Here is a 25,038-nt window from a genome sequence, read left to right on the forward strand (position 1 = left end):
TTCGGAGGTTCTGCGCGGAGTTCGGGGGTCATCGCGCTACGCCGCCAGCACCACGGCGCGCACCAGCAGCACCAGCACCACGGCCAGCGCCCCGACGGTCAGCACCGTCCCGGCCGCGTAGCCGAGGTAGACGGCGCGGGCGCGGCGCGGGTACGCGGCGGCGTCCGGGGAGCGGCGCAGCGCCAGGGAGAGGTACGTGCGGCTGGACTCGGCGAGCCGCAGGCCGCCGAGGAGTTGGCCGGCGATGGTGTAGCCGTCGAGCGGCGGGAGCGGCACCAGCATCGCCGCGGCCTGGAGCACGCCGAGGAACAGCAGCCCGGCGAGGCCGTCGCGGGTCGGTCCTTCGGGGGCGAGCAGCCACCAGCAGCAGAACGGCAGCAGGAACAGCAGGTTGGCCACGGCCCCGGCGCCCGCGACGACGATGCGGGCGCGGCGGCCGGCGAGGTACATGTAGTCGTCGACCGTGCAGTACATGATCACCACGGGCAGCCGCCAGCGCAGCCCGATCTCCCCCACCACACCGCCGTAGTGCCGCGCGGCGACCCCGTGCGCCAGCTCGTGCAGCGCGGTGGACAGCCACAGCGCGGTGGCGACGGCCACGAGCAGCACGGGGTTCGTGAACACGGCGGCGGCGCCGTCGACCAGTTCGCCCGGGTGCAGGGCGAGCACCAGGAGCATCGCGCCGAGCGCCGCCAGCAGCGCCGTGCCCCAGACGGGGCCGAGGAGGAACCCGGTGGCGCGGTGGAGGCGGCCGGCGGTGGCGTGGGCGTCGGCGACGAGCCGCACGCTGCCCGCGAGCGGGCCGCGCGGCGGCGGCCGTTCGGGCTCGGCCGGGCGCTCGGGGCGCGGGGTGCCGTCGAGGAGGCCGCGACCGCCGAGGAGCTGGAAGAGCCGGCTCCAGTGGGCGTCGCCGAGCCGCTTGCCGAAGGCCGCCGCGTACGCGCCGCCCAGCTCCGCGACCGTACGGGAGCCGTCCATCCGTACCATCAGGAACCGCTCGCGCGGCCCCACCTCGAAGGACTGCCCGGTGGCGGTGTCCTTGACCAGGTGCACGGTCCGCGGCCCGTGCAGCAGCGCGTCGCTGACCAGCACCTCGGGGCGCAGCCGGGGCTGGTGGGCGGCGAGCGACTCCCGGGTGCCGCTCACCGCGCGCTCCCGGTCGCCGGCGCCGCGGCCCGCGCGTGCAGCGCCCGGGCCAGGACGTGGGAGAGGTACGCCTCGTCCTGGATCGTCACGTGCAGCCGGTTGTTGGTCATGTGCATGTACGGGGACAGCAGCCGCTCCAGCGCCTCGTCCGGGTCGTCGACCGGCTCGTCCCGCGTGCCGTCCCAGGACCGGAAGACCAGCTCGCCCCGCTCGGCCAGCTCCACCACCCTGCCGCGCAGCTCGCGGCAGTGCTCGGCCCAGCGGCCCAGCAGCGCGGGCAGCGCGCCCTCGCCCGCCGCGGCGGCGCGGATGCGGCCGTGCCAGGTGAGCAGCCCGGGCGTCACCTCGTCCGCCTTGCGCTCGTACGCGGCGCTGCCGATGAAGCCGGTGTCGGGGAACGCGCGGTGCCAGAAGGCGTAGTAGCGGTCGAGGAAGTCCGCGAGCCGGTCGTCCTCGGGCAGGAACGCGGTGGACATGATCAGCATGAGCTGCGCCGAGGTGCCGAGCAGCACGGTGCGCAGGTGCAGGTTCTTGCCGCGCAGCGCGTCGCACACCAGCTCGCTGGAGCGGGCGAAGTGCCACTCGGCGAGCGCGACGCCGGCCGGGCCGCCGTACTTGCCGTACTCGGGCTCGTACGGCAGCCAGGCGCGTGAGTTGTTGGGCCGCAGGTTCATGCGGCCCTCGGCGTCGGTGTAGCCGGCGCGGTCCTCGGGGCGGAACTCGATGTCGAAGAGCTGGTTGTAGAACTCGTTGAGGAAGCCGGAGTCGACCTGGTAGAGCGCGGGGCGCTCGGCGAGGAAGGCGTCGACGGCGCGCTCGGCGCGGGCCCGCACCTCCGCCTCGCGCCCGGGTGCGGAGGGGCGCAGGCGGAGGCGGACGTGGGGTCCTTCGAGCCAGTAGTTGAGGAAGAACCAGCCGTCGAGGAGGCCGTCGTCGTGCAGCTCGCGGACGAGCGGGCTGACGCACTGGAGGAGGAGGGGGACGGGGTTGGCGGCGTAGTAGACGTGGAGGGCCTGCCAGTCGCCGGGGGGCGCGCCCCGGCCGGGCGCGGCGGCGGGCGCGGGCTGGTCGGTCACGGGGTGTCTCCTTCTGCGGTGCCGGGCGGCGCGGGGGCCGTCTCCACGGCCAGCTCCACCACGTGGCCGCCGTGTTCTGTCGTCAGGTACGGGCCGTCCTCGTCGGGCAGCGCCTCGCGGAAGGTCACGCGCGCCGCGTCGCTGCGCAGCAGGCCCTCGAAGGCCAGCAGCGACAGCGGGCTGTCGAAGTCGACGTACTGCGGCTTCGCGCCGGTCGCGCCGCGCGCCGCGTCGTCCCTGACCATGGCGTACACCCGGGCGGGCAGCCCGTGCCGGCGGCGCCAGCGGTGCCAGGCCAGCACCCACCCGGCGTCCCCGGTGCCGGCGGCGCGCGGCGGGAGCGCGGTCGCGGGGGCGCGCCAGGAGCGGCGGGCGAGGACGAGACGGCCGTGGCGTACGCGCGGGCGGTGCGTGACGCCGTCGTCCGGCTCGCCCTCGGGGACCCCGGCCCAGACGTCGACCGGGGACATCGAGGTCGGCGAGAGCAGGAGCAGGGTGCGCGGGATCTCGGGGAGCGCCAGCGGTACGAGGTAGCCGAGGTAGACGGGCACCACCTCGCGGCCCAGCCGCGCCGAGCGCAGCACCAGCCGGTCGGTCGCGGGGTCGTGCGCCAGGCTGAGGTCGTCCAGGGCGATGCGGTACCGCTCCGGTACGGAGCTGGTCTCGCCGGGGCAGACGATCTCGTAGTCGGTGAGGCGGCCGTGCAGGTTGAGGTTGCTCGTCACCGGGCCGCCGGTGACCTCGGCGAAGACGGCGCCGGGGGGCTGGAGTTCCCGGGCCCGGGTGCGGAGTTCCGCGGAGAGGCCGCCCGGGGTGCCGGGGGTGCCGTCGAAGCAGTGGGTGAAGCGGCTGAACGGGAAGTGCAGCCCGCCGTACGAGCGGTTGAGCACCACCAGCGGCTCGGGGCCGGCGAGCTGGACGTGGTGGCTGTGCAATGCCGGCTCGGCGGGGAGCGCGGCCAGTTCGGCGGCGACGGCGTCGAAGAGGCCGGTGCCGAGGACGAGTTCGGGGTCGCCGTGCGGGTGGTCCGCCCACCGGGCCCGTACCCCGGCGTGGAACGCGCGGCGCGCGGCGTCGAGCGCCCGGAGCTGCGGCAGGCCGAGCCAGTTCTCCTCCGGTACGTACTCCCCCGCCGCGTCGAAGGGAGTCCGGCGCGAGGTGAAGGACAGATACTGGTCGAAGAAGTCCTCGTGGAAGTCGTGGATCAGCTTCAGCAGGTCGGTGCAGCGCCCGCCGGTGCCGTAGCGGGCGAGGAAGAAGCCGCGCAGCGTCAGCCGCTGCGGCAGGGTGAGGTCGAACGCGGGCAGCACCCGCTCGACGGCGGCCAGCGGTCCCGCGAGGGCCGCCACCAGCCCGGCGGGCGTGCCGGCACCGGCCTGCCCGCCGCCGGCCGCCTGGCCGCCGCCGGGGGCCGGCCCGCCCGCGGGGGCCGTCACCTCCGGCGCCGTCGTGTCCTCGTACAGCACCGTGCGCGGCACCCGGGGCTGCGCCACGCCCAGCTCCCGCTGCACGTCCGCCAGCCGCCGCCGCAACTCGCCCAGCAGCTCGCGCCGTTCGGCGGGCGCCGCGGCGGGGTACCGGGCCAGCAGCTCCGCCGGTCCTTCCAGAGCGGCGGCCAGGTCGCCGGCCCAGGGCCGGTCGAGGGCGCGCAGCGCCCGCTGGAAGGCGCCCAGGGGGTCGGTGTCGTGGGCGCGGAGGTCGAGGCAGGGCACGCGGACCATGCCGACGTCGAGGAGGGCGGCCAGGTACGTGTCGACGGCCTCGCGGTCGGCGTCCAGACCGTTGCCGAGCCAGTCGGCCAACTCCCCGTAGCGGACGGTCTCCCGCTTCTCCAGCAGCCCGAGCATGCGCTCCAGCACGCCGCTGCGGCGCAGGAAGAAGAGCCGGTCCTTGACGGTGTCGAAGGTGACGGCGGTGTCGTCGTCCCCGGCGGTCACCCACCGGCGCACGTAGCGCACGCGGTCCTCGTCGCGGCCCCAGCCGGGCGCGGGCGCCACGGGCAGGTCGGCGCGGCGGCGGGGGTCGGCGAGCACGGCGTCGGCGAGCCGGCCGACGGCGAGGACGTTGAGGCGGGGGTGGCTGCGGGGCGCGTACGGGCCGGTGAGGCGGAGGAGTGCCGAGGCGGTCCCGGCGTCCGCGGCCCGGTCCCCGGCGGGCTCCGCGGTGTCCGTGAAGCGGCCCAGGGCGACGGACGTGAAGGCGGCGAACGGGCTCGTCTTGCACGCCGTGCGGTAGAGGTAGGCGAGCAGCGAACGCTCCACCTTCCGCGTCCGCTTGTCCGCGCGCGCCGGGTCGGAGGCGGCGAAGGCGTCGAGCTGCGCGTCGAGGACGGGGGAGGCGAGCAGCACGCCGCCGCGCAGCCGGTCCTCGTCCAGGACGGCGCGCAGCGCCCCGCGGGTGCGCAGGAGTTCGCCGGTCAGCAGCGCCTCGCCGGCCGCCAGGTCGTCGTCCAGCCGGGCCCGCAGCTCCAGCCAGCCGCGCAGCGGCTCGGCGACCTGCGGCGCGAGCCCGGTGACGAGCGCGACGGCGGCGTCGGCGTCGGCGGGGCGCCGCCCGTTGAACACCTCCCGGCGCAGCCGCAGCAGGTCGCGCCGCACGCGCTCGTCGTCGCGCCCGGCGACGAGGTCGTACAGCCGGTCGCCGAGCGGCCCGCCGGTCGTCGCGAGCCGGGCCTCGGCGGCGAGCACGCCGTCGGCCCAGTCCCGTACGGCGGGCGTACGCAGGGCCCGTACGGCCTCCGCGGGCAGCCCGGCGATCCGGGTGAGGAACCGCGGGCCGAGGCCGGGGCCGCCCGCGGGCAGCGCGGCGTCCCGCCGGGCGCCCGGGTCGCGTACGGCCGCGTCGGCCCGCGCCGGCGGCGTCGTCTGTGTCGGCATCACGCCCCCTCAGGCGATCTCGAAGCGGAAGTCGGACGCGCCGCGCCGCTCGTGGCCCAGCATCATGATCAGCAGCGGCATCTCGTCCGTCTCCTGGAGCGCGAACCGCTCGCGGTACGCGATGTTGTCGAAGCCCAGCGCCACCCCGCAGCCGACGTCGAGCGCCGCCGCCGCGGTGTACGTGGCCTGGGCGACGCCGCCGATCAGCGCGTTGACCAGGCGGTAGCCGCGGTCGCCGACGGCGTCCAGGACGCTGTGCGTGCGGACCGTGGGCACGAGGACGGCGCCGGCCTGCTCCAGGTTGTAGTTGGCGAGGAAGTAGTTCTCCTGGAGGAAAGCGCCCGGCGGCTCTCCCGAGACCCGGCGCAGGACGCCGGACTCGCCGCCGGGCACGTACTCGTACGTGCCGGGCGCCACCCCGGTCACGTGGTTGACCAGCGCGTACAGCTTGACGAGACCATCCGCGCCGGCCGCGGCCGCGTCGCCGCCGAGCCGCGAGCCGCCCGCGGCGGCGGCCAGGCAGGCCGTCAGATGGGCGCCGTCCAGCGGCCGTTCGGCCGCGAACCGCCCGAAGCTGCTGCGCCGCGCCCGCAGCGCCGACCGTACGTCCCGGGCCAGCGGCGCCGGCTCCGGCAGCGCCGTCGCCGGCCGCCGCGGGTCGGGCCCGTGGGCGGCGGCGCCGGCGAGCGCGCCGGGGGCGGGGCGGGCGGCGGCGTCGGCGGCGGTGGCGCGGTGCATGGCGGTGAGGGCGTCGAAGGCGCGGACGGTGCGGGAGCGTTCGACGTCGCGGTGGCGTACGGAGACCTCGGGCGGCGGCGCGGGGGCGGCGGGCGCCGCGGGGGCGCCGTCCCAGGGCAGCGGCACGACCGCGAAGATCCCCTCCTCCTCGCCCGCGACCCCCAGCAGCCGCGCCAGCCGCTCCTCGTCGAACCACAGCGCCGGCTCCAGCGCCGTTCCGCGCGCCCCCGCCCACGTCCGCCACGTGCCCAGCAGCGCCCCCACGTCCATGCTCACCGCGTGGAAGGAGAAGCTGTTGTACTTGAAGGAGTTCTGCCAGTACTTCACGCCCAGCACCAGGAACTGGTCCGCCCCGGGGCCCGGCGCCCCCTCCCCCAGCGCGTCCCGCACCGTCTGCGTGACGTCGCCGGTCAGCAGCCGGCGCAGCGCGTGGTGGCGGGCGGAGTAGTAGTGCACGCCGGGCGGTACGGGGGCCGAGGGCCCGCTGATCCAGTAGACGGAGACGGGGTAGAGGCCGCCGCCGGAGGCGGTGCCGCGGGACCAGTTGGCGAGCGGGTAGAACGGCAGGGCGCCGAGGTCCGTGTTGGCCTGCACCCCGAGGCGCCGGCCCACCAGCCCGTACGAGTCCCGCAGCAGCCCGCCGAGCAGCCCGAGGTCGAACGCGGGCCCGCCGCCGGCCGCGCCGCCCGCGCCGCCCGCCGGGGCGAGCAGCCCGCGTTCGACGGTGGCGTCCGCGGGATACGCGGGGCCGGCGGGCAGCGGCAGCCGGTCCGTGCCGGGGTAGTGCTTGGTCTTGCGGGGACCGTCCGCCCAGTCGGGCACGAAGTCCACCGGCTCCATGGGCACCCGGCCGCGATGCATGATCGCGGTCGCGTATCCGTGGGCGTATCCCATCGTCTGCTCCTTCGTGGGCCGGCGGCGTCGTCAGGGGAAGGGGTGCGGGGCGGGGTTCAGCTCGGCGTCGGTGAGGTCGTGGTCGCGCAGCCCGGCCTCGCGCAGCCCGGTACGCAGCCGGGGCATCCGCAGCGCGCGCTGCCGGGACCAGCCGAAGTCGATGGGCAGCAGCCCCGGTACGAGCACGCTGACCGTCCACAGCCCCAGCTCCCGCTGCTCGGGCAGGGTCTGGTCGACGACGATCACCTCGAACCCGGCGTCGGCGACCGCCGCCACGCACGCCGCGGCGTCGTCGGCGAGGTCGTCGGAGACGGGCAGGGTGCGCCCGGCGCCGTACCGCTCCCGCAGCGGGACGGGCCGTCCCCGCGGCCTGAGCAGGAACTCGGCGTGGCGGGCCATCTCCGGCAGCCCGTAGACGAGCGGGTGGTCGTGGAGGGCGGCGACCAGGCCGAAGTCGGCGGCCATCGCCCGCAGCCGGGACTCCTCGCGTTCCGTACGGCCCGCGAGGTTGACGGCGTCGGTGGCGATCTCGTCCAGCGCGGAGGCGAGCGCCGCCTCGGGGTCGAGCCCGGCGCCGGCGCCGAAGCACATCCGGCCGGGCCCGCCGTCGTGGCGTTCGGCGACGCCGGTGACGACGGGGATGGGGAAGGTCAGGGCGGCGTCGAAGAACCGGGCGCGGTAGCCGTACATCTCCAGCCGCGCCACCATCTGCCGGGTGGCGGGGCGGGCGGCGGAGGCGGGGTCCAGTTCGGTCAGCGGCTGCCGCCCGTACCAGGCGAGGAGGAAGGCGTCGCGCTCGACGACCTCCATGAGGCCGTAGTAGACGGCCTCGGCGGCGGAGCCGCCGGAGGCGCAGCCGTTGGAGCTCTCCTGCACGAAGCGGTCGGCGAGGCCGGGGGTGTGGTAGTACGTCAGCACCTCGGGCACGAGCAGCGGGCGGCGCTCGGTCAGGGAGTAGCCCCAGACCCAGGAGACCTCGCGCTCGGGCGTGAACGGGGCGATGCCCGTGGCGGCGTGGAACTCGGGGGCGTAGAGGCCGCAGCGGCGGGGGTCGAGCGCGGGCCGGCCGGCGGCGGTGAGCTGGTCGAGGCTGGCGCGCACGGTGGTGGCACGGGCGCGGGGACGCATCCCGGCGTAGCGCTCCAGGCCCTCCAGGACGCCGATGCGCAGGCTGTCGCGGAAGGTGTCGGCGTGGCCGCCCCAGAAGGTCTCGCGGAGGTAGTCGCCGGAGCGGAGGGAGAAGCAGCCGATGGTGGCGGAGGTGGAGGTGGAGGAGACGTCCAGGACGACGGTGGGCCCGAGGGCGCCGCAGACGGGGTTGGCGAACGCCTCGACGGGCAGGTCGTAGTCCGCGAGCGCCCGGGTCCGGAAGGCGCCGGGGCGGTACTTGGGCGAGGGTGCGAGGTCGAGGACGGCGGCGTCCGCGGAATCCCGCTCGCGGGGTCCGCAGGCGGGGCACTCGGGGTCGGGGACGAGGGGGTAGCGGCGGACGGTGAGGTCGACGAGGTCGACCTGGTAGACGCCGGGGAAGGCGGCGGAGGGGGCGTCGTCGGTGCCGGTGGTGTCGGCGGTGCCGGTGTCGGCGGCGCGGGAGTCGGCGGCGCGGGAGTCGGCGGAAGGAGAGCCCTCGGTACGGGCATCCGCCGTGCGGGTGCCGGCGGCGGGGTGGGCCGCCCGGTCGCGGGTGCCGGCGGAGACGGCCGCGGCCACGACGCCGGCGAGCGCGCCGGCGGCGAACGGCGCCCACTGCGGCGGCACCCCGGCGGCCCCGGTACCGCCCCCCAACTCGACGGCCTCCCGCAGTTGCCGCGACCGCGCGGCCTGCCACCGCCGCTCCAGACACCGCACGCACCCGCGGCCGCCGGGCGCGGGGAGCGGCCCCACGACGGCGTGCCGCCCGTAAAGGCGAATCGGAACCGCCCCCGCGGGGGCGGCGGCACGCCCGCCATCGGCGGCAACCCCGCTCGTCGCGACAGCCGCGCCCTCACCGCCCTCCGGCGGCGCGGCAGCGCTGCGCGGCGGTGCCCCGGGCTCCGCCCGGGCGACGCCGGCGGCGGATGCGGCGGCCGTACGCGCCGCGGACGCGACGGCGCGCGGACGCGCCGCGGGAAGTCCGGCCGAATCACTCGACGGCCCACCGCCGTCCGCAGCAGCCACCCGCGACGCCCCGGAACCCGCCCCGGACACACTGCCCGCGCCCTCCGGCACCGCCGCACCCCCGCCCCCCGGCGGTGGGGCGAAGGCGTTCGTCAGGGCCAGCGGGGCCACCTCCACCCGCGGTGGGGCGTCGAGCAACGCCGCCAGCCGGGCCGTCAGGTCCGCCGCCAGCGCGGCGCACCCCGCGGTCCACGGGTCCGCGGCCGGGGCACCCGGTGCCGGGGCGGGCGGGGGCCCGGGGTCAGTGGCCTGCACCGGGGGTCTCCTTGGTGAGCAGCACCCGTGCCGTGTGCAGGCCCGCCGAGCGGAGGTCGGCCGGCGTCGTGTCGTGCCACAACACGTCGCGCCCCGCGGCCCGGAGGCGGTCCAGGACAGCAGGGAACGTCACGGCCGCTCCCGCCCCGGCCGCCCCGCCGGACCCGTCGAACCCGCCGCCCGCGCCGGACGGCGCTATCGCACCGGGCGCCAGGTCCGGCAGCAGCCCGTCGCCCGTGTCCGGCGCCGTCCCCGTCTCCGCGGCCAACTGCACCTGCCCCAGCAGGTCCCGCAGCGCCGCCACCGCGGCCCCCGCGGGGGTCAGCGCCGCCCCCGCCGCCCAGCGCGCGGCCACGCCCGGCTCCCGGGCCAGCGCCACCGACACCCCGCTGCGTGCCGACTCCCCCAGGTCCAGCAGCTCCACCCCCACCCCCAGCGTCTCCGCCGAGCGCACCAGGAACACCCACTCCGCATCGTCCGGCGCCGGCTGCGCGCGGACCGGGGCGACCCCGTGACCGTCCCGAACCGCGCGCAGCAACGCCTCGTGCGCCAGCGCCGACAGCAGCGCGTGCCCCGCCGCCTCGCCCGCGCACTCGCCCGCACCCGTGCCCCAGGCTCCGCGGAGCACGAGACCGTCGCGGTTGGCCGCACCCGACGGGCACAACGCCGCCGCCGACACGGCCACTTCGTCCTTCGTCAGCAGCGACGTCACCCGCACCCACGACGTGACCCCCTCCGCCGTCACCCCCGAGCCCCCGTCGGCGGCCAGCGCCTCGGGCCCCAGCCGCCGCATCCCCGCCGGCAGTCCGGGCAGCGGCCGTACGGGCGCGGCGTGCTCCGCGTACAGCGTCGCCGCCGCGCGCAGCCCGCGCCCGCGGGCGCCCGCCAGGTGGTGCACATCGAACGCCGCCACCAGCCGCGGGCCCGCCGCGCCGAGCGGCACCTCGATCCGGCTGGCCTTCAGCGGGGTCTGGGTCAGCTCCTCGTCGCGGTAGCGGGTGAAGACCCCGACGTGCGGGCGGACGAGCGCGTCACCGAGCCGGTTGAGCCCGGCGACCAGCTCCTCCGCGTCGCGGGCCGTCTCCACCGTCACCGTCCGCGCGACCGTCAGCTCCTCCGGCCGCGGCGCGGCGCCGTCCGCCCCGGGGACCCGGCCCGGCGCGGCGCAGCGCGGGCAGCGCGGGTGCGGGCGCAGCGGCTCGGCGACGACGTCGAGGGAGTCCAGGTCCTGGATGAGCACCTGGCCCTCGGTCTCCGCGGGCAGCGCGCCGGTGACGGTGCGGAAGACCTCGTACGCGAGCAGGTTGCCGACCATCGCCGCGACCGGCCCGGCCAGCGCCCCGCCCGCGGGGACCGCGGCCGGCTCCGCCACCCCCGCCAGCTCCGCGAGCAGCGCCGCCGCGACCGCCGGGTCGGTGGTGTCGCCGAGCCGCAGCAGGGTGCAGCCGAGGCAGCCGGCGGCCGGCCCGCCGGAGCGGGGGCCGACGACGACGCGGTCGCCGAACGTCCAGGCGGGGATGAGGAGCTGGCCCTCGGCGAGGCCGGCGCGCAGCAGGGCGTGGGTGCGGGAGGGCGCGTCGGCGCCGGTCACGACGAGCACCCCGTACGAGGAGAGCGCGCCGGCGTCCACGGCGCTGAGCACGGCCGGGGAGCCGGCGGCGGTCAGCTCGTCGGCCTCCGCGAGCGCCGCCTCCGGCCGCTCCTCCGCGGCGACTTCGGCGAGCCCGTTGCGTATCAGACCCAGCACGCACCAGCGCGCCGCCTCGCCCGTGCCGAGGACCGCGACGCGCGTGTCGCGGAAGCGCGCGAAGCGGGCCGCGGCCTCGTCCACGTAGTGGTCGACGTACGCGATCTGCGCCGCGAAGCGCTCCGCGACCGCGGCGGGCGGGCCCGGCTCCACGGCCGGGGCGGCGTCGCGGGCGAAGTCCCGCTCCACCAGCGAGCCGACCAGCTCGGCGACCATCGCCCGCTGCGGTGCGCCGAGTCCGGCGCAGATGTCGGTGAGCGGGCGGCTGCCGTCGAGGTGCGGCACGATCAGGGAGGCGAAGCGGTACGCCGTACGCCCGGCCAGGTGGAAGCCGCCGTCCGCGTTGTGGAACAGCACGCCGCCGGGGGTCTGGGTGAACAGCACGTCCCGGCGCAGCCTGGGCCGCATCCCGGCCAGGTCGTCGAACGCTCGTGGCATCCCTCTCACACCTTCTGTCTCGGCTGACTGGTCCGGTTCGGCTGGGAGGACGGGGGCGGCTGGGACGACTGGGGCGGCTGCCCGGTCGCGTCGGAGCGGCCGGGCGGGTCGCCGCTGCGCCCCGCCACCAGCCGCGCGTGCAGCCGCAGCAGCGGATGCGGGTGGTACGGGCCCGGCGGTCCGTCCTCCACCAGCCCCGCGTCCGCGAGCCGTTCGAGCACCGCCTCGCACTCCGCGACCGGCAACCCCAGCACCGCCGCGCCGTCCGCCGCGTCCCAGCCGGGTGCGTCGAGCGCGCCGAGCGCGACGTACGCCGCCGCGAGCGCGGGGTCGAGCCGGTCGAGCGCGGCGTCGAAGAGGTCCACCACCGACATCCGCGGGTGGCCGCTGAGCGACAGCCGGCCCAGCGGGTCGTCGGCCAGCCAGCGGGCGCAGTCGCCGAGCCGCAGCGCCGGGCGGGTGCCGAGCCGGGCGGCGGCGATCACCAGCGCCAGCGGGTGGTGGCCGCACACCTCGGCCAGCTCCGCCGCACCGCCCGGCTCGTCGGCCACCCGTTCCGCGCCCAGCACCGCCGTCAGCAACTCCCGCGCCTCCGCGGCGGGGAGCGCGCCGAGGCGGTGGACCCGTACGCCGTGGGTGGCGACCAGCCCGGCGAGCCCCAGCCGGCTGGTGAGCAGCACCCCGGGCCGGGGGACCGCGGCCAGCACGTCGCGGGCCTGCGCCGCGTCGACCACGTCGTCCAGGATCAGCAGCGCCCGCGCCTCCGGGCGCGCGCCCAGGCGGGCGGCGACCTCGTCGACGACCTCCGCGGCGCCGCGGGGCGAGCCGTCCGGCGCCGCCATCGGGACCAGCGTCTGCCCGCCCGGGTAGTGGTCGCGTACGAGGTGCGCCATCTGCTGGGCGAGCGCGGTCTTGCCGATCCCGGGCCCGCCGCAGACGAGTTCGGCCACCGGCGTACCCGAGTCGTCCGGCTCCGCGGTGAGCCGCCGCCGCAGCGTCGCCACCGCCTCCGCCCGCCCGGTGAACCACGGCACCGGCGGCAGCCCGGGCGGGTCGGGGGGCGGCGCGGGCGCGGCCGGCGCGGCGGCCGGGAGCACCGCCCGAGCGGGCGGCTCGGTCGCCGGTCCCAGGTCCTCGCCGCGCAGGATCGACATCTCCAGCCGCTGCAGCGCGACCGAGGGCCCGACGCCGAGGCCGTCCGCGAGGTACGCCTTGAAGCCGCGGTACTCCGCCAGCGCCTCCGTCTGCCGCCCCGTGCGGTACAGCGCCTCGATCAACTGCTCCCGGAACCTGCCGTGGTCCGGGTGCGCGCGGGTGACGCTCCACAGGTCCACCAGCGCCTGCCCGCACAGACCCAGCTCCAGCCGCAGGTCGCAGAGGCGCTCCACGACCCGCAGCCGCTCCTCCAGCAGCCGCGGCACCTCGTCGCGGTGGATCGCCTCCGACCGTACGTTGGCCAGCACCCCGGTCTGCCAGAGCGCCAGCGCCCCCTCCAGCGCCCCCAGCGCCGCCTGGGCCGGCAGCCCCGGCTCCCGCGTGCGCCGTACCCGCTCGCGGAACTCCACGAGGTCGAGGGAGCGCGCGTCCGCGGTGATCCGGTAGCCGCCGGGCACGGCCTCGATGGGGGTGTCGACCACCTCGTGCTTGGCGAAGAGCCGCCGCAGCCGCAGCACGCACGTCTGGAGCGCGGCGCGCGCGGTGGCCGGCTGCTCGTCGCCCCAGACCATGCGCTGCAGGTAGTCGACGGAGACGATGCCGCCCGCGTTGAGCAGCAGGGCGGCGAGCAGGTTGGCCGGCTTGGAGGGGTGCAGGACGACGGTCTCGCGGCCGTCGCTCATGCTCAGCGGCCCGAGCAACTGGAACCGCACCGCGCTCACCGGCGCGCCCGGGGACCGCCGGACGCGCAGGAGCAGGGGACGGGAGCGGGGGCGGGGAGTGCCGGCGGGGGTGGGAGCGTGATCGGGGTCGTCATGCGAACCACCTGTGTCCTGTGCGGGGATCGGAAGGACGCCCGCGACGCTACCCGCGTATACCGCCTCCTGGCAGGCTCGAAGCTGTCATGAACCTGCACGGGCGCGCGCAGCAAGCGGCCAGATCCCCCCGAAGCGGGACCGCGCGCAACCGCCCGCCAACCGCCGGCCAACCGGCGTTCTACCGCGCGTCCACCGCGGGTCCAGCGCGCGTCCACCGCCCCCCGCCCCGAGCGCGGGAGGGGTCCCGGGCCCGCCGCGCTACAACGGTTGCGATGGGCCGCCGGGCACCGGCCGTACGTCCGCCCGGAGGGCTCCGCGACCGCTGGCACGCAGGGGGAGAGGGGGAGCGCGCCGATGGCGGCATACCGCACGACGGACGGCGCGACCGGCGCGCGGGAACCCCTGCTCACCCCCGGCCAGCGGGTCCACGAGGGCCTGGTGGTCGATCGCCGGCTGGGCGAGGGCGCGTTCGCCGAGGTGTACCGCGTACGCCACCACGTGCTGGGCTGGCAGGCACTCAAGCTCTTCAAGCACGGCGCCTCCCTCGGCGCCAACTTCAGCAGGCTCGACGAAGCGCGCATCCTCTCCACCCTCGGCCACCCCAGCATCATCCGGGTGTTCGACGCCGGCACGGTGGACACGGCGGAGGGCGTGCGCGGCTACTTCACCATGGAGTACGTGGCCGGCGGCAGCCTGGAACGGCTGGTCGAGAGCCACGGGGGCGTCGTGCCCGTCCCCCGGGTCACCGCCGTGCTGCGGCAGGCCGCCGACGGCCTGTCCGTCGCCCACGAGCGGCAGCCGCCGGTCGTGCACCGGGACCTGTCGCTGGCCAACGTGCTCGTCGCGTACGAGGAGTCGGGACCGCTGGTCAAGGTGAGCGACTTCGGGCTGGCGCGGGAGACCGACCCGGTGACCCGGGCGGCGAGCGCGCAGGGCACGGTCGCGTACATGCCGCCCGAGGTGCTCATCCGCGGCCGCGGCTACACCTGCGCCGGGGATGTCTGGGCGCTGGGCACGATCGTGTACTACCTGCTCACGAACCGCTTCCCGTACGACGCGGACGACCCGGCGCGGTCCTTCTCGCCGGACCGGTTCGAGCACCCGCTGCGCCCGCCGGGCGACTTCAACGACGACGCGGACGCGGAGCTGGAGTGGCTCGTCGCGGACATGCTGCGGGTCGACCCGGGCGAACGGCCCGCGATGCGCGAGGTGGCGGAACGCGCCGCCCCGCGGCCCGCGGCACCGCCACCGCTGTCCCCCGCCGAGGCCCCGGCGCCGCCCGCACGGCCCGCGCCGCCTGTGCCGCCCGCGGAACCCGCGGAGCCCGCGCCGACCGCGGAGGAGCTCGTACGCGCCGCCCTCGCACTCTCCCGCGTCCCCGGCCGCCTGGCCGACGCGGCCGACCGACTCGAAGAAGCCCTCAGCCGCCACCCCCGCCTGCGGGAGCGGCATCTGACCCGGCTCACGACCTGGCGCAGAGGAGTCATGCAGTGAAGGAGTCCCCGGCCCGCTTCGCGGACCTGGCGGGTCTGCGGCTGTACCGCAGGAACATCTTCGCCGTCACCGGGCTGCCCGTGGACGCCCGGGGCCCCGCGGTACGGCGGCAGAGACAGCGCCTCGACGCCCGGCTGGCGGTCGAGAGGACCTGGCGGGGCGACGCCCGCTCGCCCGTGCGGGACGGGTACCGCAAGGAGGAAGTGCGGCTGGCCTTCGAGGAGTTCCAGGACCCCCGGCGCCGGCTCGTGGACGAGCTGACGTGGTACTGGGGGGACGCCGACCTGGGCTGCGGCTGCGCCCCCGCGGCGCACGAGCGGCACGACGAGGCCGTGGGCGCGCACCTGACGGCGATCGAGGCGGAGACCGGCCGGGCCGACCTGCCGTCGACCGGGCACGCCCGGTACTGGACCGACGCCGCCGCGGGCTGGGCGAGGCTGCTCGACTCCCCCGGCCTGCGCGCCCACATCGCCCACCGCATGACGGCCCTGGCCGACCCCCGGCTCGACGACCACTCCCCGGACGACTTCCTGGCCGGTCTCCCCCGGCTGCTGCTCTCCCCCTTCGCCGAACTCGCCGACGACCGGTCCGTCCGGCCGCGGCTGGCGGAGGTCTGCGCCGACTGGGCGGAGTACCCGGTCTTCGCCACGCCGCTCCCCGACGTCTTCGAGGACACCGTCGAGGAGACGGCCGACCGGCTGAAGGACGCGCTGCGCACCGCCGGTGAGCGGCACGAGGCGGGACAGCACGCGGACGCGCTGGAGACCCTGGAGCAGCGGGTGCTGCCCGCGTACGCGGAGTTCGAGTCGCTGGAGAAGTTCGTCTCGGAGTCGCGGTCCGAGGAGATGGCGCACACGGTCACCGTGGCGCTGAACAACGTCGCGCTCGGCATGTGCGAGGCGGGCCTGCAGCGACCGTTCCGCAGCAGGCTCGTCGAGGTGATGGAGGCCGCGAGCAGGATCGCCCCGACTCGCGACCAGGCGCAGATCGACCAGAACCTGACGGCCGTACGGACCGGCCACGCCCCCGCGGGCGCCCAGCAGCTCAAGCCGAGCGAGTGCGCGGGGTGCGTCCTGATGCTGCTGACCATCGTCGGCGGGGTCGTCGCCGGTCTGACGGCGGGAGCGGCCTGGGCGACCGGCATCATCATCGGCGGGTTCGTCCTCGCCGGAATGTTCGCCTCATGAAGTCGTACGCCACCCGAGGAACGGCTCCGATGACACAGCACGCGCGCCGCTCGACGAGGGGGCGCGTGCGCGCCGCGCTCGGGCAGTGGCGCCAGCCGCCCGAGTTCCGCGTCCCCCCGCCACCGCTCGACCCGGCCCAGCGGGCGTGGGTCGCGGAGGTCCTGGCGGAGGTGGAGGCGGCGGAGGCGCTGGCGGCGTCCGCGGCCGACGCCGCCGGACCCGCTCCCGGCGCCGGACCGGACGCCGGTTCCGGCACCGGCCCAGAAGCCGCCGGCTCCGGCGCCCTGGTGGGCGCGGCCACCGGCATCTGGCGCGCGCTGCGCAAGCTGGACCAGGGCGTCGGCTCGCTCTCGCCCGCCGACCTGCGGCAGGTCCGGCTCCAGGTCCGCGCCAGCCGCCAGGCGCTCGCCGACGACGGGCTGGAGATCCAGGAGCACGACGGCGAGCCGTTCGACTCCGGTCTCTCCCTGGAGGCGCTGGTCTTCCAGGACGACCCGGAGCTGACCCGCGAGGTCGTGCTGGAGACCGTACGGCCGTCCGTCTACTTCCGCGGCCGGCGCATCCAGATGGGCCAGGTCATCGTCGGCAGGCCGCCGCAGACCCCCGGTGCAGAGACGACCAAGGAGACCCCGGCGTGAGCGAGACCATCGACTACGGCATCGACCTCGGCACCACCAACAGCGCGATCGCGGTGGCGGAGGACGGCGGCGTACGCATCGTCAAGAACAACGAGCAGTGGGACTACTCCCCCTCCGCCGTCTACATCCCCAAGAAGGACATCGTGCACGTGGGCCGGCGGGCCAAGGAGCGCACGGAGTCCGACCCGGCCAACGCGCACGCGGAGTTCAAGCTGGAGATGGGGGTGGCCGGGGCGGCGCGCCGGTTCGCGCGCGCCGGAGTGTCGCTCACCCCGGAGCAGTTGTCCGCCGAGGTGCTGAAGTCGCTGCGGCAGGACGTCGCGGCCGAGACCGGCCACGCGCCGGAGGTCGCGGTGATCACCGTGCCCGCCGCCTTCGCCCTCAACCAGAACACCGCCACCTCCGAGGCCGCCGCCCTGGCCGGGCTCAGCGAGCACTGCCCGCTGGTGCAGGAGCCGACGGCCGCCGCCATCGCGTACGGCGTGCAGGACACCGCGGACTCCGCCCACTGGATGGTGTTCGACCTCGGCGGCGGCACGTTCGACGCCGCGGTGATGAGCAAGCGCGACGGCGAGCTGCAGCTCATCCAGCACGCCGGCGATCCGTACCTCGGCGGGAAGCTGATCGACTGGGCGCTCGTCGACGACCTGCTCGTCCCCGCCGTCCGACGCGACCTGGGGCTGCCCGACTTCACCCGGAGCAACCCCGCCTGGATGGCGAACTTCGCCAAGCTCAAGGCGGAGGCGGAGAACGCGAAGATCGCGCTGTCCCGGATGGAGCGGATCGACATCGGCTGCGATCTGGAGAACGGGGACGGCGGCACCGAGAACTTCGAGTTCACCCTCACCCGGGGCGCACTCGACGATCTCGCGCTGCCCTTCTACACCCGTGCGATCAAGCTCTGCCGGGACGCGCTGGCCGAGAGCGGGCTGCGCCCCGAGCACATCGACCGGCTGCTGCTGGCCGGCGGCTCGACGCTGAGCCCCGGGCTGCGCGCACTGCTCACCGACCCGGACACCGGGCTGGGCATCGCCGTGGACCACAGCCAGGACCCCACCACGGTGGTGGCCCGCGGCGCCGCGGCGTTCGCCCGTACCGTACGGCGGCCGAGGAAGGCGCGGGTGGCGGCCCCCGGCGAGTTCGCGGTCGAGCTGAACCACCCCACGCAGACGGTCGACACCACCGACATCCCGGTGTCCGGCAAGGTGACCAGCGGCAGCGCGGTGGACTTCACCCGGTACGCCGTCGTGGTCTCCAACCCGGACGGCAAACCCCCGTTCCGCGGCCCGCGTACCGCGCTCAGCCAGGACGGCACCTTCTACACCGAGGTCGCCCTCACGGCCGGCGTCACGTCCCGCTTCACCGTCGAGCTGACCGACGCCTCCGGTACGCGCCAGAGGCTCGCCGGCGACGGCCTGTCCATCACGCACGCGAAGGTCGTCCCCGGCGAGGCCGTGCTGACGGGCACCCTCGGCATCGGCCGGGCCGACGGCTCGTTCGACCCGCTGCTGCGCAAGGGCACCACGCTTCCGGCCGAGGTGACGAAGATCTACCGGACCACGATCCCGCTCCACCGCTCGGAGCCGGACGCGGTGATCCGCATCCCGCTGCTGGAGGGGGAACGGCCGCGCGCCGAACGCAACACGCGGGTGGGGCTGCTGGAGATCCGGCCGCGCGACGTCCGCATCGACCTGCCGGCGGAGAGCGAGGTCGAGGTGACGTTCGAGATCGAGGCGAGCAGCCGGGAAGCCCTGGTGACCGCCCATATCCCGCTGGTCCAGCAGCAGTTCGAGGCGACGATCAACCGCACCGAACTCCTCGCGCCGGCACAGCACGAGCTGGCGGACCGGCTGGGGCGCCTGCGGCAGCGCGTACGCAGCCTGAAGGACGCCGCGGAGTCCGAGCACGCCGAGCAGGCCAGGGCCCGGCTGGAGAAGCTGGAGGAGCACCGGCCCCTCACGCAGCTCGGCAGGGAAGTGGACGCCGCCGGCGTCGACACGGGCGCGGCGGTGACCAGCGACCGCCGGATGCGCGATCTGGAGGCCGAACTCGACGACATCGAGGCGGCCATCGAGATCCCGGGCCTGGAACGCCGGCTGTGGGACGTGCTCGGCGCCTGCGGGGAGATCATCGCGCAGGTCGGCGGCACCCCGTCCGACCGGCGGGAGCTGGAGAACCTGCGCGCCCGCGCGAGCGCGCCGGGCGCGGACGCGACGCCGGCGGACCTGGAGAAGCTGCTGAAGCGCGCCGAGGAGTTCCAGGTGGAGCTGCTGCGGCGGACGGACGAGTGGGACTTCGTGGTGTTCAACGCGCTGGTCGAGATGCGCGACCAGATGCACCCGCGCAGCCAGGCGGACGCGGCGATCCGCGACGGCAGGAGGGCCATGGCGGCGGGTGACCGGGGGGCGCTCCCGGGGGTGAACCAGCGGCTCCGGCGGCTGCTGCCGCCGGAGGTGGGGGACGGGATGGGGAGGAAGGAGGGCGGGGTCAGGTGAGCACGGACACAAGCCCGGCGGTGGGCGGCACGGGACGGGACGACACGGCAGCGGCAGGCGGCCCGGCACCGGCAGAAGCACCCGCACCGGCGGCGTCGGGCACGCTGCGGGCGGTGCTGCTGGTGGCGCGCGTCAGCGCGGCGGCGCGGGCGGGCGACCTGGACGAAGCGCTCCGCCTCCTGCGCGAGGCGGAGTCCCGCGACGCCCGGTCGGTGGACGAACACCGGGACGTCCTGGACCTGTTCGCCCGGATCCACGCCCAGCGCGGCGAACTGGACGCGGCGGCCACCTACTGGCGCCGCCTCCAGACCCGCCACCCCGACGACCCCGCCGCCACAGCCGGCCTCACCCGCATCACCCGCCTCACCGCAGACGGCCCCCGCGCGTCACTGGCCCGCCACCGGACCCGTACGGCGGTGGTGGCGGCGGTGTGCGCGGTTGCGGTGGCGGCGACGGGAGCGGTGGCGCTGACCGGCGACGACCCGCCGGCGCAGGCGCGTCCGGAGGCGCAGACGCCGACGGCGCAGCAGATCGAGGAGCGGGTGCGCAAAGAACTCGCGCAAGCCCGCGAGTCGGACCGCACCCGCGCGACCGCGACCCGCGAGGAAGCGGCCTCGCGGCTCGCGGCATCACTCCGCTCCCCGGGCGTACGCCCGCAGGTGCGGGGCCCGAGGGTGGAGGTCGCCTTCACGGACGGCGTCTTCTCCGAAGGCGCGGAGCTGACCCCGGAGGGCACCGAACGCCTGGCGGCCCTGGGCGAGAACCTCACCCCGGTGGAGGCCCGCATCGCCATCCACGGCCACGCCGCCACGGTCCCCGACGCCCCCCGCAGCGGCGGCTCGGTGGTCGCCCTCTGGCGCGCCCTGATCGCGGCCCGCGAACTCAGCACGGCCAGCGGCAAGCCGCTGACGGCGTTCACGACGGCGAGCGCGGACCAACGGAACGCCCCGTACGAGGAGCCGGCAAGGAACCGCACGGTGACGGTGGTGATCACCCCGAGGTAGGGAAGGCCCGGGGAAGCCGCACCCACGCGACTTCCCCGCGACTTCTACGGGATGTGACCGGGTTTCGTCGGGTCCACCTCGACCGAGGCGATCCGGTCCGCCTCGACCCGGATGAGCACGAAGTAGTCCTTGTGGCAGCACCGGCACTCGGCGTACCCCTCGTCGGCGTAGTTGCCGTTCGGGGGGCGGCTCCGGGGGTGGCGCAGGCCCTTCACGCCCCAGTCGACGGCGTCGCCGACCGCGTACCGGCGGAGGTCGAGCAGGCCGAACTTGAACTCGATCTCCGCCGTGCACTGCTCCCCGCACCGCGGGCACGTCATGTCCGCGTCCAGGTAGTTGTACATCCCCATCAGGTGACTCTCCGGATCACGTCGGGCACCTGGAGCGTCATGTTCACGAAGTTCGACAGACGCTTCTCCATGGTCACCGCTTCGAGCCCGCTGGCGCGCGCGAAGGCCACCAGCGCCGCGTCGCCACGCGAGTGGCCCGCCTTCATCACCTTGCCGAACATCTCCTTGAACTCGGGGCTCGACGCCCATCTGCGGGCGTCGGCGGGAGAGATGACGGAAATACTGTTGTCCCTGAGGAACGCCTTGCGCGCGTTCATGCCGTTGGTGACGTCGAGGAACTCGCGTAGCTGGTTCGGGGTGATCTTCACGACCTTGCTCTGAATCTCCGCGAGCGCGTTTGCGTGACCGCGCATGGCCTTCACCATGAGGTCCGTGTCCGCGAGGATCGTACAGGGCGCCAGGCCGTACGGATCGGACCACACGAGCGGGTTCGTGACGTACGCCGTCGGGTTCGGCGCCGGGTCGAGCCCGAGCGGATCCGGGGTGAGGTAGCGCGCCGTCCCCGGGTCGTAGTAGCGGAAGTAGTTGTAGTGCAGACCGCTTTCCGGGTCGGAGTACTGGCCGGGGAAGCGCAGCGGGCAGTACGCGGTCGACTCCTTGCTCCACGCGGTGTTTCCCCAGATCGTCGTGCGGGTGCGCCACGCGGTGCGCCCGGTCGTCGCGTCGAGGAGTTCCGTCGGGGTGCCGACGAGATCGGTGACGATGGCGAAGAACCGGGAATCGACGATCTCCTGGGGGGCGTCGGCGCCCGTGATCCGCTCGGACTGGGTGAGCGGCCGGTGCCGGTCGTGGTTCCAGGTCATGGTGACCGGATACGGCAGTTGCGCGCCCGTGCTGGTCTGCTCCACGAGGGTGCCGCCGTCCCAGACGAACACCGTCTGCTCGACGACGTCGCCGCCGTCGTCGATCCGCTGCTTCGCGGTGCGCCGGCCCAGCGGGTCGTACAGGTAGCGCCACCGTGTTCCGTCCGGGGTGGTCAGCCCCACGAGCCGGTCCTCGGCATCCCACTCGTACCGCCAGACGTCGGGCTTGCGGGACAGGCGCTTGTGGCGGCGGACGAGCGGCCGGCCCGCGCCGTCGTACTCGTACCGCACGCCGCCGGCGCGTTCGAGAAGCGTGCCGGAGTAGCTCCGGGCCCCGGCGACGCCCTCGTCGTGGGGCTGGCCCGACCAGTCGGCGGCGACCTGGTTGCCCGCCGCGTCGTAGGAATAGTTCTCCGTCCCTGCGTCGGAGACCGCCTCCGTGATCCGGCCCATCGCGTCCACGGCCATCTCGACGCGGCCCCGGTAGGGGTCGCGGATCTCCGTGGGCACGCCGTCGCGCCGGTAGCGGTAGGACCGTTTCGCCGGCCGGTCGCCGGCGCCGCCCGCCAGCGCCTGCTCGTGGAGCCGGCCGGCCGCGTCCCACTCGCTGGTGACGGCGACCGGGCCGCCCGCCATCCGCCGGGCGAGCTCGTGGCCGGCGGCGTCGTGGCGGAAGTCCAGGGTGTGGCCGTCCACCGTGAGCCGGGCCGGGTTCCCGGCCTCGTCGTACGACCAGGACGACGAGGAGCCCGCGGGGGTGAGCCGGTCGACCCGGCGGCCGGCCGCGTCGTACGAGAACCGCAACTGCCGCCCGTCGACCGTCTCCGTCAGAATGCGGCCGAGGAGGTCCCGCTCCCACCGGATGACGGCGTGCGGGCCGGCGGCCTCCACCATCTCCCCGGCGTCGTCATAGCGGAAGGCGGACTCGGCCCCGCCGGCCCGCTGGCCGGTCAGCCGCCCCATCGCGTCGTAGCGCAGCTCCAGCGTCTCGCCGACCGGGTTGACGCGCTTGGTGAGCTGGGCGGCCGCGTCGAACTCGCGCAGGTGCTCGCGGCCGTCGAAATCGGTCTCCGCAACGGTGCGGCCGGCCGCGTCGTACGTGTAGCGCCACACCTGGCCGAGCGGGTTGCGCACCTCGGTGAGGCGCAGCTCCGAGTCATGGGTGAACGTGTACCGCGCGCCGTCCGGGTCGGTCCGTTCCTCGACCACGTCGAAGGGGCCGATGCCGAACCGGGTCGTGCCGCCGATCGGATCGACGTGGCTGGTGCAGTTGCCCTCCCCGTCGTACGTCCAGGTCTCGGACGCGCCGTCCGGCCCCGTCTTCCCGGTCAGCAGCCCCTCTATCGACCAGCGCAGTTCGGTCCTGGCCCCGGTGGCGTCCGCGACCGCGGTCGGGCGGCCGAACGCGTCCCGCTCGTACGTGGTGGTCGTGCCGCCCGGGTCGATGATGCTCACCGGCAGGCCGGCCCGGTCGGAGACGACGCGCCGGACGCCGCCGACCGGATCGGAGACCGCGACCAGACTGCCCGCCGCGTCGTAGTCGTACCGGGTGGCCGCGCCGGTGGGATCGGTCGCGCGCACCATGTTCCCGGCGTCGTCGTAGACGTACTCCCACTGCCGCCGACCGGGCGTGCGCACCGCCACCGGCAGTCCCAGCTCGTTGTACTCCGCCGTCGAGACCGTGCCGTCGGGATGCGTGACGGAGGTGGTGTTGCCCTGCTCGTCGTAGGTGAAGCGGGTGGAGCGGCCGAGGGCGTCGGTGAGCGAGGCGAGCCGGTCGTAGCGGTCCCAGGTGCGGTGGGTGGTGTGGCCGAGGGGGTCGGTCTCGGCGACGGGCCGGTACGAGTCGTCGAACGCGTAACGGATGGTGGCGCCGAGCGAGTTGGTGGCCGTGGTGGTACGGGTCCGCTCGTCGTAGACGTACGAGTAGTCCAGCAGGCCGGCGGAGCCGTAGCTGTGGACGCAGCGCCCGGCGGCGTCGTACTCGTACCAGTACGAGGTCCGGTTGCGGTCCTCCCAGCTCGTGATGCGGTGGTCGTCGTCGTAGGTGAAGCGCAGCGGGAGACCGGAGGAGTTGACGACGTCGGCGAGGTTGCCGTGCTCGTCGTAGCCGAAGGAGACGAGGGTCGGCTCGTCCGGGTCGCTGAGCAGCCGGAAATCGGCGATCCGGCCCTGGGCGGCGACAACCCCCACGCGGTAGCCGCCGGAGTGGACGACCTCGGCGGGGAGTCCGTCGGCGTCGTACCGCACCGAGATACCGATACCGTTGCGGTCGGTGACGGCGGTGAGCGCCGACTCGGAGCCGGGCCGGCCGGGGACGGCCCGGAAATGGAAGCTCTCACCGGTCTCGGGACGGCGGACGACCAGCAGTCCACCGCCGGCGACGGAGTCCGCCGTACCTGCCGTATCTGCCGTATCTGATGCGACTGCTGCGACTGCCGTGCCCGACTTGGCCTCCGCCGCCTCCGCGACCTCCAGCGGCCAGCGGGGGCCCTCGACGGGGAACACGGGGTCTCCGCCCGCTCCGGGAGCGGGGTAGTACAGCACCATGCCGTCCTCGGTGTGGTACTGCACGCCCACCTCGTCGACCACGAGCTGCTGGTCGAGGGTGGAAGCCCAGGAGGGGCCGAAGAGCCGGCCGTGGCGGAAGCCGCTGCGGTGGTGGCGCTCCAGGGTGAGCGGCAGGGTGCCGGGCAGGCTGACGTCGTTCGCCGACATGACCAGTTCGCCGGTGGCGACGTCGACGGGGTCACCGCAGGTGAAGAGCTTCTTCATGGCGCGCCCGCCGGCCTTGGCAAGGCCCTTGGCGCCCAGGGCCATCCCCTTGAGGCCGCCCTTGAGCGCCGTGAGGCCCTTGCCCAGCTTCGCCAGTGAGGTCAGCCCCTTCATGCCGGGGATGCAGTCGAGGGCGGCCATCGCGACGTCGAAGAGGGAGGCTTGGCCGTTCATGTACTTGTAGAGGGTGTCGGCGAGGACGACGAGGGCGGCGGCCAGAACCACCCACGCCAGCGGCCCGCCGATGATCAGGACGACGATCCCCAGGACCGCGACGATCACCTTGCAGACGTTGACGATCGTGTCCCAGTTGTCCTTGACCCAGTCGACCGCCTTCTCCCACCACTTCCGGTTCTGAATACCGGCGTCGGACGCCTCCTCCAGCTTGTCCTTGGCCTCACCCGCGGCGTCCTCACGCATCTTCTTCGCGTCCGCCGCCATCTTCTTGGCCGCTTCGAGACCGGCCTCGGCGTTGTCCACGGCCGACTGCGCGGAGGACTGGGCGGACTTGGCGTCGGTGGCGTTACGGGTGGCGGCGCGCACCTCCGACTCGTCGGGCTTCTCCTTGCCCTCCTTCTCGTCGTACTCCTCGGTCTTCTTCGTCGCCCGGTCCACCCAGGAGTTCGCCGAGTCAAGACGCCCGTTGGCCGCGGTCAGGTCACTCTGCGCCTCCCGGCCCTTCGCCAGCGCCTTGTCCGCCAACGACTGCGCACGCTCCAGTTTCGGCCAGTACGCCGCGAGCGCATCGCCCGCCAGGTCGTAGGACCGCTGGAGCTTCTTCAGGTTCTTCGGGACCTCTTCGAACTCGTCCTGGAACGCCTTCGCGGTCTTCCCCGCCCACCGCAGCAGCGCGTCCTCGCCCGCCATGCCCTTGATCTGGCGCAGCGCATCCGCCACATCGTCGGCGAAGTCGTGCAGCTCACGGGCGAGTTGCTTGACCCGCTCCGGATCCCCCGGCGTCGGATCGCCATCCAGGTCGAGCACATGCCAAT

14 protein-coding genes are annotated in these 25,038 nt (G+C 75.4%); 5 read left to right on the plus strand and 9 right to left on the minus strand.

Annotated features, from left to right (window positions below; genetic code table 11):
• Positions 1 to 36 precede the first annotated feature (36 nt).
• The 7 genes from O7599_RS16775 to O7599_RS16805 all read right to left on the minus strand — a co-directional run bounded on the left by O7599_RS16775 (position 37) and on the right by O7599_RS16805 (position 13,195).
• Positions 37 to 1,146 carry a M50 family metallopeptidase gene (locus O7599_RS16775; protein WP_281622961.1) on the minus strand — a complete coding sequence of 370 codons (1,110 nt, stop codon included), beginning with the start codon at positions 1,144 to 1,146 and terminating at the stop codon, positions 37 to 39.
• Entirely contained in the window at positions 1,143 to 2,222 is a 1,080-nt protein-coding gene (locus O7599_RS16780) for a lantibiotic dehydratase C-terminal domain-containing protein (protein ID WP_281622962.1), read from the minus strand. Before O7599_RS16780 ends, O7599_RS16775 begins: the two co-directional genes overlap by 4 nt.
• Positions 2,219 to 5,098, minus strand: coding sequence for a lantibiotic dehydratase (locus O7599_RS16785; RefSeq protein WP_281622963.1), 2,880 nt, complete (start codon positions 5,096 to 5,098; stop codon positions 2,219 to 2,221). Before O7599_RS16785 ends, O7599_RS16780 begins: the two co-directional genes overlap by 4 nt.
• Positions 5,099 to 5,107: 9 nt before the next feature.
• Positions 5,108 to 6,730, minus strand: a complete 1,623-nt coding sequence (locus O7599_RS16790; RefSeq protein ID WP_281622964.1) for a nitroreductase family protein — start codon at positions 6,728 to 6,730, stop codon at positions 5,108 to 5,110.
• 30 nt (positions 6,731 to 6,760) lie between these two features.
• On the minus strand, positions 6,761 to 8,641 hold the full coding sequence (locus O7599_RS16795; protein WP_281623412.1) for a TOMM precursor leader peptide-binding protein: 1,881 nt from the start codon (positions 8,639 to 8,641) through the stop codon (positions 6,761 to 6,763).
• Positions 8,642 to 9,128: 487 nt separating this feature from the next.
• Complete coding sequence (locus tag O7599_RS16800) at positions 9,129 to 11,327, minus strand: TOMM precursor leader peptide-binding protein (RefSeq protein ID WP_281622965.1); 2,199 nt, start codon at positions 11,325 to 11,327, stop codon at positions 9,129 to 9,131.
• A 5-nt stretch (positions 11,328 to 11,332) separates the two neighbouring features.
• On the minus strand, positions 11,333 to 13,195 hold the full coding sequence (locus tag O7599_RS16805; protein WP_281623413.1) for an AfsR/SARP family transcriptional regulator: 1,863 nt from the start codon (positions 13,193 to 13,195) through the stop codon (positions 11,333 to 11,335).
• A gap of 459 nt (positions 13,196 to 13,654) precedes the next feature.
• On the opposite strand from O7599_RS16805, the gene O7599_RS16810 reads away from it, so the two are divergent.
• From O7599_RS16810 to O7599_RS16830, 5 genes are read left to right on the plus strand one after another with little or no spacing between them, the layout of a single operon-like run.
• Positions 13,655 to 14,794 carry a serine/threonine-protein kinase gene (locus O7599_RS16810; protein WP_281622966.1) on the plus strand — a complete coding sequence of 380 codons (1,140 nt, stop codon included), beginning with the start codon at positions 13,655 to 13,657 and terminating at the stop codon, positions 14,792 to 14,794.
• The gene (locus O7599_RS16815; protein ID WP_281622967.1) at positions 14,791 to 15,981 is read left to right on the plus strand and encodes a hypothetical protein; all 1,191 of its coding nucleotides are present in this window, start codon (positions 14,791 to 14,793) and stop codon (positions 15,979 to 15,981) included. The genes O7599_RS16810 and O7599_RS16815 overlap by 4 nt, the downstream gene beginning before the upstream one ends.
• Before the next feature lie 29 nt (positions 15,982 to 16,010).
• Positions 16,011 to 16,619: a hypothetical protein gene (locus tag O7599_RS16820; RefSeq protein ID WP_281622968.1), complete on the plus strand. Its 609-nt coding sequence runs from the start codon at positions 16,011 to 16,013 to the stop codon at positions 16,617 to 16,619.
• Positions 16,616 to 19,114 carry an Hsp70 family protein gene (locus O7599_RS16825; protein ID WP_281622969.1) on the plus strand — a complete coding sequence of 833 codons (2,499 nt, stop codon included), beginning with the start codon at positions 16,616 to 16,618 and terminating at the stop codon, positions 19,112 to 19,114. Before O7599_RS16820 ends, O7599_RS16825 begins: the two co-directional genes overlap by 4 nt.
• Positions 19,111 to 20,118, plus strand: coding sequence for a hypothetical protein (locus tag O7599_RS16830; RefSeq protein WP_281622970.1), 1,008 nt, complete (start codon positions 19,111 to 19,113; stop codon positions 20,116 to 20,118). Before O7599_RS16825 ends, O7599_RS16830 begins: the two co-directional genes overlap by 4 nt.
• A gap of 44 nt (positions 20,119 to 20,162) precedes the next feature.
• On the opposite strand, the gene O7599_RS16835 is transcribed toward O7599_RS16830, so the two are convergent.
• Together O7599_RS16835 and O7599_RS16840 are read right to left on the minus strand one after the other, a co-directional pair.
• Complete coding sequence (locus O7599_RS16835; protein WP_281622971.1) at positions 20,163 to 20,468, minus strand: hypothetical protein; 306 nt, start codon at positions 20,466 to 20,468, stop codon at positions 20,163 to 20,165.
• Entirely contained in the window at positions 20,468 to 25,030 is a 4,563-nt protein-coding gene (locus O7599_RS16840; protein ID WP_281622972.1) for a DUF6531 domain-containing protein, read from the minus strand. Before O7599_RS16840 ends, O7599_RS16835 begins: the two co-directional genes overlap by 1 nt.
• Between the last annotated feature and the right edge of the window lie 8 nt (positions 25,031 to 25,038).

Origin of the sequence: Streptomyces sp. WMMC500 (assembly GCF_027497195.1) — a bacterium.
In the GTDB taxonomy this organism is placed as follows: Bacteria; Actinomycetota; Actinomycetes; order Streptomycetales; family Streptomycetaceae; genus Streptomyces.

Excerpts from the sequence above, each read along its gene's own strand:
- O7599_RS16810 (WP_281622966.1), top strand. The coding sequence starts at position 13,655 with ATGGCGGCATACCGCACGACGGACGGCGCGACCGGCGCGCGGGAACCC.
- O7599_RS16800 (WP_281622965.1), bottom strand. The coding sequence starts at position 11,327 with ATGCCACGAGCGTTCGACGACCTGGCCGGGATGCGGCCCAGGCTGCGC.
- O7599_RS16790 (WP_281622964.1), bottom strand. The coding sequence starts at position 6,730 with ATGGGATACGCCCACGGATACGCGACCGCGATCATGCATCGCGGCCGG.
- O7599_RS16785 (WP_281622963.1), bottom strand. The coding sequence starts at position 5,098 with ATGCCGACACAGACGACGCCGCCGGCGCGGGCCGACGCGGCCGTACGC.
- O7599_RS16820 (WP_281622968.1), top strand. The coding sequence starts at position 16,011 with ATGACACAGCACGCGCGCCGCTCGACGAGGGGGCGCGTGCGCGCCGCG.
- O7599_RS16835 (WP_281622971.1), bottom strand. The coding sequence starts at position 20,468 with ATGGGGATGTACAACTACCTGGACGCGGACATGACGTGCCCGCGGTGC.